Annotated in this window: 11 protein-coding genes and 1 pseudogene; all 12 read left to right on the top strand. The window is 49.3% G+C overall.

From position 1 onward, the window contains the following. Positions 1-142: 142 nt before the first annotated feature. Positions 143-337 (top strand): annotated as a pseudogene (locus MMY81_RS10830) (Rdx family protein); the annotation flags it as partial. 17 nt (positions 338-354) lie between these two features. Then, positions 355-1758, top strand: a complete 1404-nt coding sequence (gene selA / locus MMY81_RS10825) for an L-seryl-tRNA(Sec) selenium transferase (protein WP_252312892.1) — start codon at positions 355-357, stop codon at positions 1756-1758. Between the two features lie 197 nt (positions 1759-1955). After that, on the top strand, positions 1956-4694 hold the full coding sequence (gene acnA, locus MMY81_RS10820) for an aconitate hydratase AcnA (RefSeq protein WP_252312891.1): 2739 nt from the start codon (positions 1956-1958) through the stop codon (positions 4692-4694). 154 nt (positions 4695-4848) lie between these two features. Beyond that, on the top strand, positions 4849-5340 hold the full coding sequence (locus MMY81_RS10815; protein WP_252312890.1) for a VanZ family protein: 492 nt from the start codon (positions 4849-4851) through the stop codon (positions 5338-5340). A gap of 98 nt (positions 5341-5438) precedes the next feature. Continuing rightward, complete coding sequence (locus tag MMY81_RS10810; RefSeq protein ID WP_252312889.1) at positions 5439-6524, top strand: AAA family ATPase; 1086 nt, start codon at positions 5439-5441, stop codon at positions 6522-6524. Further along, positions 6491-7774 carry an AAA family ATPase gene (locus MMY81_RS10805; RefSeq protein WP_252312888.1) on the top strand — a complete coding sequence of 428 codons (1284 nt, stop codon included), beginning with the start codon at positions 6491-6493 and terminating at the stop codon, positions 7772-7774. The genes MMY81_RS10810 and MMY81_RS10805 overlap by 34 nt, the downstream gene beginning before the upstream one ends. Then, a complete protein-coding gene (locus MMY81_RS10800) occupies positions 7775-8200 on the top strand; it encodes an acyl-CoA thioesterase (RefSeq protein ID WP_252312887.1) in 426 nt (141 codons plus the stop codon). A 9-nt stretch (positions 8201-8209) separates the two neighbouring features. Next, complete coding sequence (locus MMY81_RS10795) at positions 8210-8524, top strand: hypothetical protein (RefSeq protein WP_252312886.1); 315 nt, start codon at positions 8210-8212, stop codon at positions 8522-8524. A gap of 46 nt (positions 8525-8570) precedes the next feature. After that, a complete protein-coding gene (nadE, locus tag MMY81_RS10790; protein WP_252312885.1) occupies positions 8571-9395 on the top strand; it encodes an ammonia-dependent NAD(+) synthetase in 825 nt (274 codons plus the stop codon). Positions 9396-9572: 177 nt separating this feature from the next. Then, entirely contained in the window at positions 9573-10481 is a 909-nt protein-coding gene (gene metA, locus MMY81_RS10785) for a homoserine O-acetyltransferase MetA (protein ID WP_252312884.1), read from the top strand. A gap of 55 nt (positions 10482-10536) precedes the next feature. Continuing rightward, complete coding sequence (locus MMY81_RS10780; RefSeq protein ID WP_252312883.1) at positions 10537-11754, top strand: EAL domain-containing protein; 1218 nt, start codon at positions 10537-10539, stop codon at positions 11752-11754. A 98-nt stretch (positions 11755-11852) separates the two neighbouring features. Continuing rightward, positions 11853-15485 (top strand): dynamin family protein, encoded by a 3633-nt coding sequence (locus MMY81_RS10775; protein ID WP_252312882.1) that lies wholly within the window; start codon positions 11853-11855, stop codon positions 15483-15485. Positions 15486-15557: the final 72 nt, after the last annotated feature.

Below are 15557 nucleotides of genomic sequence, written 5' to 3'. Positions count from 1 at the left end.
TCCTTGTTTCTACTTTTCCAGTATAAGCGCTCTATTTGCGAGAACACAAATCATACACTACAATAATAATAGATAAAAGCAAAGGAGTGTGTCTCCGATGAAAATAATGATCGAATTCTGCATGCAGTGAAACTTTTCCCCAAAAGCCGTGAGTCTCACGGATGCATTGTATAAAGCCTATGGAGGAAAAATTGAGGAAATACAGCTGATTACGTCCTCCGGCGGTGTGTTTGAAGTATATGTGAATGAAGAAAAAGTGCATTCCAAAAAAGAAACGAAAAAATTTCCAAACGAAGAGCAGTTAATCGAAAAACTGAGAGGCTATGGGCCCTCATAAATAAAGGGGTCACAATCATGCCGGATGCAAGAAATATTCCTTCCGTTCATGTCCTGCTTCAAAATAGTCAAATTCGTGAGCTGATAGAAGAAGTGCAGGACGAACAGACCGTCACAAATATAGTCCGGACTGAAACAGATAAGCTCAGGAACGCCGTGCTGAACGGAATGGCGCTTGATTCCAAAGAGGAAGCGGAACAAATGATTATTCAACACGCCGGGCAGCAGGTTCGGCGCTTTTTTGCGGAGCGGCTTCACAGCGTCATTAATGCGACGGGCACGATTCTGCATACCAACCTCGGGCGGGCTCCGCTCGGACCCGATGCTGTTAAAAAAGTCGTTGAGGCTGCCTCCGGGTACTCCAATTTAGAATACAATGTAGAGACCGGCAGACGCGGATCGAGGCACGACATTCTCGAAGACCTGCTCTGTGAAGTGACTGGAGCGGAAGCTGCGATGGCCGTCAATAATAATGCCGCAGCTGTGTATCTGGTCCTGCGCGCTTTAACGGCAGAAAGAGAAGTTGTTGTGTCCCGGGGCCAGCTCGTTGAAATCGGCGGCTCATTCCGGGTCTCTTCTATAATGGAAGAAAGCGGTGCCGTTTTGAAAGAAGTAGGAACTACAAACAAAACGCATCCATATGATTATGAAGGTGCTGTGAACGAGCGGACAGCGATGCTCATGAAAGTGCATACGAGCAATTTTTCGATGCACGGGTTCACGAGCGATGTGTCCACAAAAGAAATGAGCCGGATTGGAAAAGACCATGACCTGCTCGTTTATGAAGATCTCGGAAGCGGTGCACTGTACGATTTCCGCACGCATGGGATTGGAGAAGAGCCAACTGTTAAAGAAGCTCTGGATGCTGGGGCCGATCTGGTGTCCTTTTCCGGTGATAAGCTGCTCGGCGGGCCGCAGGCAGGCATTATTGCCGGCCGGAAAGATTTAATCGACCGGCTGAAAAAACATCAGCTTGCCCGTGTTCTCCGCTGCGACAAGATGACGCTTGCGGCGCTGGAAGCGACAATTAAAGCCTATCTGCCCGGTCAGTCAGGCAAAGAGAACATTCCTGCCGTTCATATGCTGCTGATGGAAAACGAAGAGCTGGAAGCGAGAGCGGACCTATTTTTAAACGAATGCCGTCTCCAGACTTGGACGCTTACTAAAACGGTCGACGAGTCCAAGGTCGGAGGCGGAACGATGCCGGATGTGACGCTGCCTACCACCGCAGTGCGTCTTAATACAGAAACTATAACAGCAGAGCAGGCAGCCCGTGCGCTGCGGCTGAAAAATGGACGTCCAGTCATTGCCCGTGTCAGTAAAGAACAGCTTTTGTTTGATATGCGAACCTTGCAGGACGCTGATATTATGGAGATTGCCGTCTTCTTAATGGAACTGGAAAAAGAAGGGTTAGGCGTTTAGAAAAAGGGTAACGTTATGTGTAACCGATTAATTTTTTCGGAAAGTCATTTATATTTGTCCGAAATTTTGCTATTCTAAAGGGGTGGACGGAAATGGCATATCGACTAAAGCCAGGTTACGAAATCCAGGAGCGAGATATTTTTTTCGACATTTAACACCGTCTGTTATATGATACAACTAAAAGGAGGATGCTACATATGAGTGAAAACCACGATTTGTTCAATGCACGCAAAACGTTCTCATCGAGCGGCAAGTCATATCATTATTATGATTTAAAAGCTATTGAGGACGCTGGAGTAGGTAATGTAGCTAAGCTGCCTTATTCTATCCGGGTGTTGCTTGAGTCTGTTCTAAGACAGCTTGACGGAAAAGTAATCAAGAAGGAACATGTAGAAAGCCTTGCTAAATGGGGAACAGAAAATAACAACGAAGAGGACGTACCATTTAAGCCTTCCCGTGTTATTCTCCAGGACTTCACCGGCGTACCAGCCGTAGTGGATCTGGCGTCGCTTCGTAAAGCAATGGCAGACATCGGGGGAGACCCGCAGGAAATCAATCCGGCGATTCCAGTTGACCTTGTTGTTGACCACTCTGTTCAGGTAGACCGCTTTGGCGCGGAAGATTCCCTCCGCCGCAACATGGATCTTGAATTTGAAAGAAATGAAGAAAGATATAAACTGCTCAGCTGGGCCACGAAAGCATTTGACAACTACAGTGCTGTACCGCCCGCTACGGGTATCGTACACCAGGTAAACCTGGAGTATCTTGCATCCGTAGTACACGCAAGAGAGTCAGAAAACGGAGAAATTGAAACGTTCCCGGACACGTTGGTCGGAACGGATTCCCATACAACAATGATCAACGGACTCGGCGTACTTGGCTGGGGCGTAGGCGGTATCGAAGCAGAAGCAGGCATGCTGCAGCAGCCTTCTTATTTCCCGGCACCGGAAGTAGTCGGCGTGAAGCTTACAGGATCGCTTCCTAACGGCGCCACTGCAACGGACCTTGCGCTTAAAGTAACACAGGTGCTTCGTGAAACAAACGTTGTCGGCAAGTTCGTAGAGTTCTACGGACCGGGTCTTAAGGAAATGCCTCTTGCAGACCGTGCGACGATTTCCAACATGGCTCCGGAGTATGGCGCAACATGCGGCTTTTTCCCGGTAGATGAAGAGTCGTTAAACTATCTCCGCCTTACAGGCCGTGACGAAGATCACATTCAGCTTGTAAAGGATTACTGCCAGGCAAACCACCTCTTCTATGAAGATGGCAGCGAAGAGCCTAACTTTACAAGAGTGCTTGAAGTGAAGCTTGAAGAGATTCTTCCAAGTCTTTCCGGTCCGAAACGTCCACAGGACCTTATCGAACTGACTGACATGAAGAAGAAGTTCAACGAAGCACTTACTGCTCCAGCCGGAAACCAGGGATTCGGCCTGGCTCCTGAAGATGTAGAAAAAGAAGTAGAAGTGAAACACCCAAGCGGAAAAACAACAACGCTAAGCACAGGCGCTGTTACGATTGCAGCTATTACAAGCTGTACAAACACGTCCAACCCTTACGTTATGATCGGTGCAGGTCTGCTCGCGAAGAAAGCCATCGAGCGCGGACTCGAAGTACCGGAATATGTAAAAACATCCCTTGCACCGGGTTCTAAAGTTGTAACCCGCTACCTTGAGGATGCCGGTCTTATGCCTTACCTTAATGAGCTTGGCTTCAACCTTGTCGGGTACGGCTGTACCACATGTATCGGTAACAGCGGTCCGCTTCCAATTGAAGTAGAAGAAGCAATTGCAGACAACGATGTGCTCGTTTCTTCCGTACTAAGCGGTAACAGAAACTTCGAAGGACGTATTCATCCGCTTGTGAAAGCAAACTATCTTGCTTCGCCGCCGCTTGTTGTAGCCTATGCACTTGCAGGAAATGTAAACTTTGATTTCTACAAGGACAGCTTCGGCAAGGACAAAGACGGAAACGATATCTATTTCGAAGAACTGTGGCCTACAACGGAAGAAATCAAAAACACCGTTCACAACAACGTATCTCCTAAGCTCTTTAAAGAAGAATACGAAAATGTTTTCACAAACAACGAGCGCTGGAATGACCTTCAGTCTGATGAAAATGCTGCGCTTTACGATTTCGATGAGGAATCTACGTATATTCAGAATCCTCCATTCTTCGTAGACATGGCGAAAGATCCGGAAGACATTAAGCCGCTTAACAGCCTTCGTGTCATCGGTAAATTTGCCGACAGTGTAACAACAGACCACATTTCACCAGCCGGTGCGATTGCGAAAAATAGCCCGGCCGGCCGTTATTTGATCGAAAAAGGCCTGTCTCCTGCTCAATTTAACTCGTACGGTTCCCGCCGCGGTAACCACGAAGTGATGATGAGAGGAACATTTGCCAACATCCGTATTAAGAACCAGCTTGCTCCAGGTACAGAAGGCGGCTATACGACATACTGGCCAAACGGCGAAACGATGGCCATCTATGACGCTGCTATGAAGTATAAGGAAGATAATACGGATCTTATGGTTATCGCCGGAAACGACTACGGTATGGGAAGCTCCAGAGACTGGGCTGCTAAAGGTACTAACCTTTTAGGAATTAAGACCGTTCTTGCCCAGAGCTTTGAGCGTATCCACCGCAGTAACCTTGTGTTAATGGGAGTTCTTCCGCTTCAGTTTAAAGACGGAGACAGCCCGGAATCACTTGGATTAACCGGTAAAGAATCCTTTGATGTAAAAGTAACAAACAACGTGCGTCCTCGTGACGTGATCGAAGTAGTGGCAACAGACGAAGATGGAAAAGTAACAACGTTCCAGGTTATTGCCCGCTTTGACAGCGAAATCGAAATGGACTACTACCGCCACGGCGGCATTCTGCAGATGGTACTTCGCAACAACCTTGCGAAAACAGAAGCAGCACGCGACAACTAAGCATACAAAGAAAGCCCTCCCGCCTTCCAGGCGTGGAGGGCTTTTTAATGGGCAGACATTGTGAAATAAAATAGTGTAAATATATCTATTGCTATAACTGCTGGAAAAAATGATAATATAGAAATGACCTTATCAGAAGAAAGCAGGTATAACCGTGACTGAGGAAACATCAGCATCAAGAGCACCCAGACAACCTAGATTTCGAAGAGGTATCATCATTGTTTTTATTATTTATATGGCAGCGCTGTTGTACGTAACCCTATTAGCATGGAACTACGGCTCTTCTTACGGAGCACAGGGGCCGGGAAGCCGGAACTATAACCTGCATCCGTTCGAGAGCATTATGAATATTGCCTTATACAGTGATAACGTGATAGATCCACTGATTATTCTGGCCGGAAACATCATTATGTTCATGCCGTTCGGCTTTCTGCTGGGATTGATTCTGTACTCACGTGCGAAAGTGATCTGGCTTGTGCCTCTTTTGGCGATGCTGCTTTCCATCAGTATTGAGCTGGCTCAGTTTATGTTTACGTACCGGGTATCCAATATTGATGATGTTATTTTAAATACAACAGGCGGCGTTTTAGGAACGTGGATGGCCTTATTTGTACGCAGGCTTACAGGCAAGTATAATAAGAAATAGAAAAGACTCCAGGGCAGTTTCCCTGGAGTTTTGTTATAAAAGCAGAAGCGTGGGCTTTCTATTGAAGGCGCGCTTTCGTATAAAAGGAGAGACCTCTTATGAATAGTTCATTGACTGATCAGCTCAACGAAAAGGTGGCGGGATGGGAGAAACAGCCTTCATCTCTTTCGATTGATGCGGTTCAGGAATTTATCGGACAGATTGACCCTGCCGATACCGAGCAGCGGCATCTGGCGGCCAGAGCCTATGCAGTACTGGCCAAAGAACGCTTTTCCAGAAGAGACCGCTTTGACCCGCTGATCCGCAGCTGGGTGGAGCAGGGACTGGAGTGGGACGATACCGAGAAAGATCTTTTGTTTTTAAAAGGGCTGGAAACGTTATTTGCGGTCCGTGATATGGCATTCAGCCGCACAATGGCCCCGATCCGGGAAACCGATCAGAGCTCAGCCAGAAAAAAGGCGGCTGAACAGCTGAAAGCAAGCGCAGACAGCGAACGTGAACAGCTGAAACAAGCTGAAGAAGTGCTGCAGCAGTCCACTATGGACACGGAGCTGTTGAACGATCATCTGCCAGGCATCCTCGAAGCGGTCCAAAAAGGATTGTCGCTGTATAAAAGAGTAGCAGATGAGGCGGAGGAATACCTGGAAACAGCGTCCGGATCGTTTTATTCGCCGGAACAGGTGAAAAAGCTCAAGCTGTCGATTCAGGAGCTGTTAGAAGTAAAGCAGGAATGGGAAAGCCAGTTTGCGGCTCTTGATCAATATACGACCATGATGCCGGGAGATCCATTAACGGAGCTCGACCAGATGATCGGGCTCGAGCAGGTAAAAGATAACGTCCACCGGATGTATCACTACCTGCAGTATCAAAAGCAGCGAAAAGATCAGGGCTATCAGTGGAAGGACGAGCGGAGCCTTCATATGATTCTGACGGGAAACCCGGGAACGGGAAAAACCATGCTCGCCCGGATGCTTGCCAAAATTTATCATCACCTCGGCATTCTTCCCCGGGATGAAGTGCTCGAAGCAGATCGTTCCCAGCTTGTCGGTGCCTATGTCGGCCAGACGGAAGAAAAAACGATGCATTTAGTGAAGGAAGCCGTCGGCGGCGTTCTGTTTATTATGAAGCATACAGCCTCAGGCGTGAAGGGATGTCCGGCAATGATTTCGGACAGACTGCGGTAGACACGCTCGTCTCTGCCATGACGAGCGGCGAGTACGCCGGCTCCTTTGCGATTATCCTTGCCGGATACCCGGAGGAAATGCGCCAGTTTCTGCATTCCAATCCCGGCCTGCGCAGCCGCTTCCCGGAGAGCAACCATATTCACCTTCCGGATTATTCAATGAAAGAGCTTACCCAGATTGCCGAGAAAACCGCAATCGACAACGATTTCATGCTGAATGAAGCAAGCCGGCGCGTCCTGCAGGAGCGCCTGGAAAAAGAACAGGTGGATGAAACATTCGGAAATGGACGCACCGCTAAAAACATCATTATGGATGCCATCTTCCAAAAGGGTTCTCAAATTGGTGAAAAGACAGATGTCAGCGTAGAAGATTACTCTGTTCTGACACCGGATGATATGAGCGGATCGGCTTTTTCTCCGGATGAAGACACCCGCAAAGAACCTATGATAAAATTAGAGGAAATGATCGGTCTGGAAGAAGTGAAAAACGAGCTTAAAAAGCTTGCCAGCTTTATCTCCGTTCAGAAGAAAAGAAAAGAACAAGGCGCACCGAGTGTTCCTTTGCAGCTGCACACCGTATTTACGGGTGAGGCAGGTACAGGAAAAACGACGGTAGCAAAGCTGTACGCAGGCATTTTAAAAGACATGGGCTTTTTAAAACGTGGCCACACGGTTGTATGCGGACGCAGCGACCTGGTTGCTGAATACACCGGCCAGACCGCTGTGAAAACGAGGAAAAAAATCCGGGAAGCACTGGGCGGCGTTCTGTTTATTGATGAAGCCTATGCCCTGGCAGCCGGAAGCCGATCCGACTTCGGCAAAGAAGCACTGGACACGCTCGTTGAAGAGATGACCAAGCACGACGAAAATTTAGTTGTGATTTTGTCCGGTTACGCGGGCCCAATGGATCAGCTGTTCGAGATCAATCCCGGCCTGCGCTCCCGTTTTAAAAAAACATTCTATTTCCCGCCTTACAGCACCGATGAACTTCTCGAAATCACCCGTCTTAAAACAAAAGAATACGGCTATACGTGCACGGAAGACGCGCTCGATGTGCTGAAACGCGCCTACGAGCATATGGATACCTCCGGGAACGCCCGCTTCGCTGAAGATATGGCCGAAGAAATGTTCCAGCAGCAGGCCGGACGGGTAATGAACGGGGAGCAAGAAAACCTGCATGAGCTTAACGAAAATGATGCAGAAAAAGCAGCAGCCTATAAAGAAAAAGAGAGCATTAAAGGAGACCGTTAAATGACACGCACAACTGCTTCTACATCGGTGCCGGTCCGCTACGCGGAAACAGATCAGATGGGGATTGTCCATCACTCGGTCTACGTTATCTGGTGCGAACTTGGACGAACAGAGCTTATTAAAAAACTGGGATTCCGCTACAATGAGCTGGAAAAACAGGGCTATCTCTCCCCGGTGACCGGCATCAACCTGCAGTATAAGAAATCCTCGGTCTACGACGAAACGGTCACGATTCAGACCTGGGTGAAAGACTACAGCGGCGTCCGTATTGAATACGGCTACCGAATCAGCAACGAAAAAGGGGAAACGTGTGTGGAAGGATCGTCCGAGCATGTCTGTGTATTAAAAGACAGCTTCCGCCCGCTTTCCATCAAAAAACACCTTCCGGAGTGGCATGACATGTATACACGGGAAGTGTCGCATTAGGAGGCCATTATGGCATTTGGAATATCGAAAAAAGAACTGGCCGATTGGAAGAACAGAGCCGCTTCAGGGAAAGTAGCGCTGATCACCCACTATTGGTATGACCCGCGCTATCCGGAATTTCATACGGTAACGAAAGCTGCCTGTGCAGATCACGATAAACTGCTCGAATGGGGAAAGCAGTTCGGATTTCACCCCCATTGGATTCACTACCGTGAGGAATATTCCCACTTTGATATCCGCGGTCCCAAACAGATAGAGGTGCTCGAAGCGTGCGGGCATTCCGAGGCAATTACCCGCTTCCGCCTTTCTTCCAGTAAGGTTTAAAGATGGATGAAATAAGGAAAATAACATAAAAAGAAAGGGGACTACCATGACTATTACACAAAAGCATATTATCAATGATCTTGAGGTCCGCCCGTCTGTGCAGGCCGCAGAAGAAATAACCACCCGGAAAGAGTTTTTGAAAAACTACCTGCTCCAGACCGGAGCGAAGGGGTTTGTACTCGGCATTTCCGGAGGCCAGGATTCGACGCTTGCCGGCAAAATCGCCCAGATGGCGGTCGACGAACTGAATGAAACCGGAGAAGGCTATGAATTTATCGCCCTCCGTCTGCCGTACGGCGTTCAGCACGATGAGGAGGATGCCCAGCTGGCCCTTTCTTTTGTGGAACCATCCCGCACAGTTACGATAAATATCGAAAAAGCAGTCGATGCGTCTGAGAGCGATTTTGTTGAAGGCACCGGCGAAAAGATGACCGATTTTAATAAAGGAAACACCAAAGCCCGTGAGCGCATGAAAGTGCATTACGACGTGGCTGCCCACTATAAACTGCTGGTGATCGGAACCGACCACGCTGCAGAAGCAATTACCGGATTTTATACGAAGCATGGCGACGGTGCGTGCGACGTAGCTCCGCTGTTCGGCCTGAATAAGCGTCAGGGCAAGGAACTATTAAGAGAGCTAGGTGCGCCGGCAGAAACATTTGAGAAAGTACCAACGGCTGATCTGGAGTCAGACAAGCCCGGACTTTCTGATGAAGAAGCACTCGGCCTTACCTACGACCAGATTGATGATTTTCTGGAAGGCAGGGAGATTGAAGCCGAAGCATCAGAGAAGCTGATCAACTACTATACGAAAACACGGCATAAACGCACCGAGCCGGTCACCATTCATGATGACTGGTGGAAAGAATAGCAGGTATTCTGTGCGGCAGAAGCTTCTGTCGTACTGTTTTTTTAGGAATCTGCGCTTCTCCTGTGAAGGAGAAGCATACATACAGTTGCGTTTCACGTCTATTCGTGATACTTTTCTAACATTATCTACCACTTATTCGAACCAAATTTAAATAGAGATAAAGGAGCAGGAGAGTTAATGCCAATTAGAGTGCCCGACCATTTACCGGCTAAAGACATTCTTACAAAAGAAGATATTTTTATCATGAATGAAAGCAGAGCCTACAATCAGGACATCCGTCCCCTGGATATACTCATTTTAAATTTAATGCCGCTGAAAAAAGCTACAGAAACCCAGATCCTCCGCATGCTTGGTAATACGCCGCTGCAGCTGAATGTGTCGTTTCTTCATCCGGACACCCATTCGTCCAAAAACACGCCGCATGAACACCTGGCTGCCTTTTATAAAACGATCGATGAAGTAAGCGGAAGAAAATTTGACGGAATGATTATTACCGGGGCCCCTGTAGAAAAACTGCCGTTTGAACAGGTGGACTACTGGGAAGAAATGACTGGTATACTGGAGTGGAGCAAGTCGCATGTCACCTCCACGCTTCATATATGCTGGGGCGCCCAGGCGGGGCTGTATCATCATTTCGGCATCCCGAAGCATCCGATGGAAAAGAAGAAATTCGGCGTTTATGAGCATACGGTGCAGATGCCGGAAGAAAAGCTGCTGCGCGGTTTTGACGAAGTATTCTGGGCCCCTCATTCACGCTATACGGAAACCCGCCGCGAGGATGTGGAAAAAATAGATGCGCTTGATGTGTTGTCTGAATCAGATGATGCGGGACTGTATCTGCTGGCAACAAAGGACCGCAAACAGATTTTCATGACCGGCCACGGCGAATACGACCGGGAAACGCTTCGCGAGGAATTTGAAAGGGACAGCCGCCGCGGCATTTCCACAGCGCTTCCGGAAAATTATTTTCCAAAAGGCAATCACCTGCTTAATCCGCCGATGCGCTGGCGCGCCCATTCGAATCTCTTGTTTACCAACTGGTTGAACTATTACGTATACCAGGAAACGCCATTTGATCTGACCTAAAAATAAAAAGAGCGTGAAGCTCTATAGAAAAGGGCTGAAAAAGAAGGTGATACATGTGGATGCGTTAGATATTGTTATGCAGAAAGAAAAAGTCGTAGCCCATTTTCAACCGATTGTCAGCGCCGATACTCTGGAAATTACCGGATATGAAGTGATGGGACGGTTTCATGAAAATGACACGGAAAGCATGAGCCTGCGCGCTTTTTTTCAGGATCATTCTATTCCCGATGAGTACCGCCAGGAGGTGGAGGACCATATCCACGATCAGGCGCTGAACGCTTATTTGGAAGAAGGGCGCGATGAAGTGCTGTTCCTGAATGTGGATGTGAACCTTCTTGTTCAGGATGGCGGAGAAAGCTTTGTCGAGCGGCTGAAGGAGTTTCAGGAAAAAGGTCTCACCTTCGATAAAATTGTACTGGAGCTTAAAGAACATCACTTTATCGGCGATCAGTCCCAGCTCAAGCATTTTGTGCAGTATGCGCAGAGCCTGGGGATTAAAGTCGCTCTGGACGATGTGGGGAAAAACACAACCAATCTCGACCAGATCGCCTACCTGATGCCTAATATTATAAAAGTCGATCTCGCTTTTACAGAAGAGAATTCCATCCCCAGTATGTTTCGGGACGTGCTGCATTCGCTGTCGATGCTGTCGAGAAAAATCGGAGCCTCGCTGTTGTTCGAAGAGGTGAATGGCTTTAACCAGCTTAACTATGCCTGGAGAAACGGAGCCCGCTATTTCCAGGGCGATTATCTGCGCAAGCCGAGAAATGAATTCAGCGACAAGCAGATGCTGACCGAAGTGCTCCGCAAGGACTTTCATCATTTTATTACGCTCGAGCGTAAAAAGATGGAAGCCCAGATTGAATTAATGACGTCGATGAACAAACGGCTGGGAGCGATTCTGAAAAAGGAAGGGCAATGGAGCGACGTGGATGCCCTTACGATGAACATTGCAAACGCTCTGGAGGATATCTCTTTTCGCGTCTATATCTGCGATCATGAAGGATACCAGAAGTCAGGAAACGCCTTAAAGGAAATCGAAGGCTGGACGTACCATCCGGAGGGGCGGAACCGCAACTGGAGCTGGCGCCCGTATTTTCTTGAGAATATTGTGCGCATGAATTTTGAAAAACGCGGTATTCTTTCTGATCTGTATTCTGATATCCACCAGAATGAAATGATCCGCACGTATTCGCATCCGCTGACGGATGACCTGTACGTGTTTATCGATATTCCGTATGAGTACTTATTTGAAAAAGATCATTTAATTTAGGGGCCTTCCGCAGGCCTCTTTTTTTAGAATAAACACGAAAGCGTTTGCTGACCTGCTGGAGCAGAAGCATCCGTTTTGTAGAGAGGAGTTCTGAATCGATGAAAATGCCTTCCGTTCAGGATGTGCTGTTGTCCCAGACGCAGCGGGACACCTTCTGGACCCGCCATCAATTTATACAAGAACCGCTGCTGGATATTAAAGCCCGGCTGAACGAGTGGACGGACCCGGACGAGCAGAATGTCCTCGATAGCATCGAAGAGAAATGGACCGCCGACCGGAAGACGATATTGTGCTGCGGTGTATTTTCGGCCGGGAAATCGACGTTTATTAACCGGTTAATCGGTGAGGATCATCTACCGTCGCATCCGATTCCAACAAGTGCCAACGTGGTTCATTTTGAAAAAGGAGAGCCCGGCATTACGCTCGTGCACGAGGAGGAACGTCCGGATACTGTTTTTACAAATCTTCGGGACTGGGATACCAGCTGGTTCCAGCAGGGAGCCGATGTGAAAGAAGTGTACCTGCAGGACGAAAACACCAAGCTTCCGACCAGCGTGGAGTTGATCGATACACCGGGCATTGATTCCACGGTCGAAGCCCATCAGCTCGCTGCCGAATCACGACTTCCGGAAGCCGACATCGTCTGCTACGTGATGGATTATCAGCAGGTCGAGTCCGAGGAAAACATTGCCTTTTTAAGCAAGCTCAATCATATGGATATCCGGCCGCTCCTTATTGTAAACCAGGCGGATAAACATAATGAAAAACAGGGAACGATCGATGCCTTCCGGGAGCGGATGGAAGCTTCTTTTCAAAAGCGGGGCATCCGTTATGAAGAGGTGTATTTTATTTCCTCCCGTTATCCAGAACAGACGCCGGGCGAATGGGACAGGCTGATGAAGTACTTATTCTCCACCGCAGTACCTGTCAGCGTTCAGGTGTCACAGACCGCGGCCAAAAGCATATACCGGGTGATGGCAGCGGCGGCGGAACAGAAAGAAAAGCAGCAGTATCCGGCAAAGGATATAGAACGTGAGCTGGGCCGGTATACGGATTTGAAGGCTCTGCATGAAGAGCAGGAGCAGGCCGCCCAAAAGAAAAAAGACATGGAAGAGTGGCAGGACACGCTGGAAAAAAGAATATTTGCGACAGTCGATTTAATATTTACGAATGCCAAGCTGACGCCTTACCATACCCGCAATGCAGCAAGGGACTACCTGGAATCCCGGCAGCCGGCCTATCGCATTAAAGGGCTGTTCGGCAAGAATAAAACCCGCCGCTCCCGCGAAGAGAGGCTGGAGGCGCTGAAGAACAGCCTGACGGAAAATGCCCGCAATTATATCGATATTCCGCTGCGCGAACAGATGACCAATCTTCTGGCATCGTACCGTGTGGAGGACCAGGATCTGCAGCGCCGGCTGCTGGACATGACCTGTACGATCGACGATGAATTAATCCGTCAGGCAGAGCGGTCCGGTGCTTCTTTCACGCAGGGGTACGTGCTCAGCTTCAGCCGCTGGCTTACCGAAGAAATTAAGCGGGTCTATAAGCAGCAGCTGATCCACCTGCTCCCGAAAATGAAAACCCTGCTCGCCGCGGAACAGAAAAAAGAAGCGGAGCGACTGGAAGCCCGCTTTGTCCATACGGCAGAGCTTCTCGAGGAAGCAGAGGCCTGGCAGAAGAGACAGAAGCAGTGGGTGGCTATAGTGGAGGAGTGGATGGACGCCTTCCGGGAGGCAGCTGTGCCCTTTGAAGCGGCAGAATCGCTTACGTCGGACGCGTATCAAATCGAAGCAGGCAATGTGAAGGCTCCGCTGACGTTTCCGATCCGGGAATGGTATGAGCAGCATGGAAGAAACCGGCAGACCCAGCCGCCCCGCGAAGAGGCCCCTCACGAGCTGCGGCAGGCAGCGAGTCTGATGAAAGAGTTTAAGGCGCTTGAGACGGCGGCCGCCTCCCTGGAGAGCAAGGCAGAGCGCCTGGAGCAGGCGGCCTACCGGGTTGCCTTGTTTGGCGCGTTCAGCTCCGGCAAAACGACATTTGCCAACGCATTGATAGGCGATCCGCTTCTTCCTGTGTCTTCGCATCCGACGACCGCTTTTGTGACGACGATCCGTCCCGCAGCAGAGGAAAAGCACGGCACGGTATCGGTTGTGTATAAAACCGAAGCACGGGTGGTCGAAGAGATGAATGAGCTGCTGTTTCAAACCAGTACGTCCATTGCATCAATGGACGAATGGGCGTCCTTAAAAGCTGACCGCAGCCAAAAGCTGATAGAGCAGCAGGAAAAGAAGGAAAAAGAAAAAGACGATAAAGAGAGCAAAAAAGAAGAATGGATCGATCCGCTGCGGCTTTTGGATGAGGAAGAAAAAAACCGTCTCGATGAATACGAAGCGTCGTTTCGAAACTACGAAGACCGACAGGGGGAGCGCATGGAAATGAAGCTGGAGGCCTTTCAGCAGCTGACCGGAAATGCCGAAGAGGCGATGATGATTGACCGGGCGGACGTGGATGCCGCCGGCGTTTTCACCTCAAAGGGCTATACGCTGACGGATACACCCGGCGTGCACAGCATTTACAAGCGCCATACGCTGCTGGCGTTCGAAGAAATGAAAAAGGCCGATGCGATCTTTTTTGCGACGTATTACAACCATGCGTTTTCACGCGCGGACATTATGTTTCTCACCCAGCTCGGCCGGCTGACGCAGTATTTTTCCTATAACAAGATCTTTTTTCTCGTGAATGCGGCGGACCTGGCAGAGGATGCAGCAGAGCTGGACAGCGTGATTCAGTACGTAAAGCGTGAGCTGGAATCGTTTGGCCTGGAAAATCCGCCGGTGTACCCGGTATCGAGCCTGCAGGCCGGCGGAGAGAGCCGGCCGGTGTCCGGCATGGATGACTTTATGGACGCCTTTGAACAGTTTTCCTACGAGCAGCTGCAGGGAATCGTGCTGGAGGAAGGACGGGGAGAAATCCGTCAGGCTGTCCGGACGCTGGATAACATCATCGACACAGCGGCGCTGGATGCGTCGCGCCAGCAGGAAAAAAAGCAGGAGCGGCTTGCATCCCTCACCGAGGCTGAAAGCGAGCTGAAGGCCTATTCCTTTGCGCTGGAGCTCGACATGATGCACCGGGAGATGGAGGAGCTGCTGTTTTATGTGAAGCAGCGTGTGTTTTACCGTTACTATGACTTATTTAAAGACTATTTCACTCCCTATACCTTTCAAAAAGAGCGTTCCTTTTCCGATCAGCTGAAGCGGCAGGCCAATGGCCTCGTGCAGGAAGTATTTCTTGAATTCGACAAGGAGCTGCAGGCGACCGGCTACCGGATGGAGCAGTATATGAAGGAGCGCAGCCGCCGCATGACGGACGCCTTTGCCGAACGGATACCGGAGTCGATGTGGAGTGCTTTTCACTGGAAACGGCCGGCATTTGACAGCTTTGCCTCCACTTCAGAACCGCAGCTGGAACAGATGGCATTTTCCTTTTTCAACCGCTATACGTCCTACAGTGCGTTTTTCATGGACCAGCAGATTAAGCCGTTTAAAGACGAGCTGGAAGAGGAACTGCGCCGCCGGCAGATGAGCTGCTTGAAAAAGAATGGGAGCGGATGCGTCTTCATTTTACCGGGCAGTGGGAGACGTGGTGGGCTGATTTCGCCTCTGCGTGGCAGCAGAGTATTCAAACGAGCAGGCAGATGGAAGAAGACGCGGACATCACGTTTACAATAGAGGATGTAGTACAGGCAAGAGACGAGCTGCAGAGACGATTTGGATAATAGGTAGAAAAGAGGCATATTTTCT

It is taken from the genome of Sinobaca sp. H24 (assembly GCF_023845525.1).
Note: the sequence above shows the minus strand (reverse complement) of the source record. Positions and strands in the feature narration are given on the sequence as shown.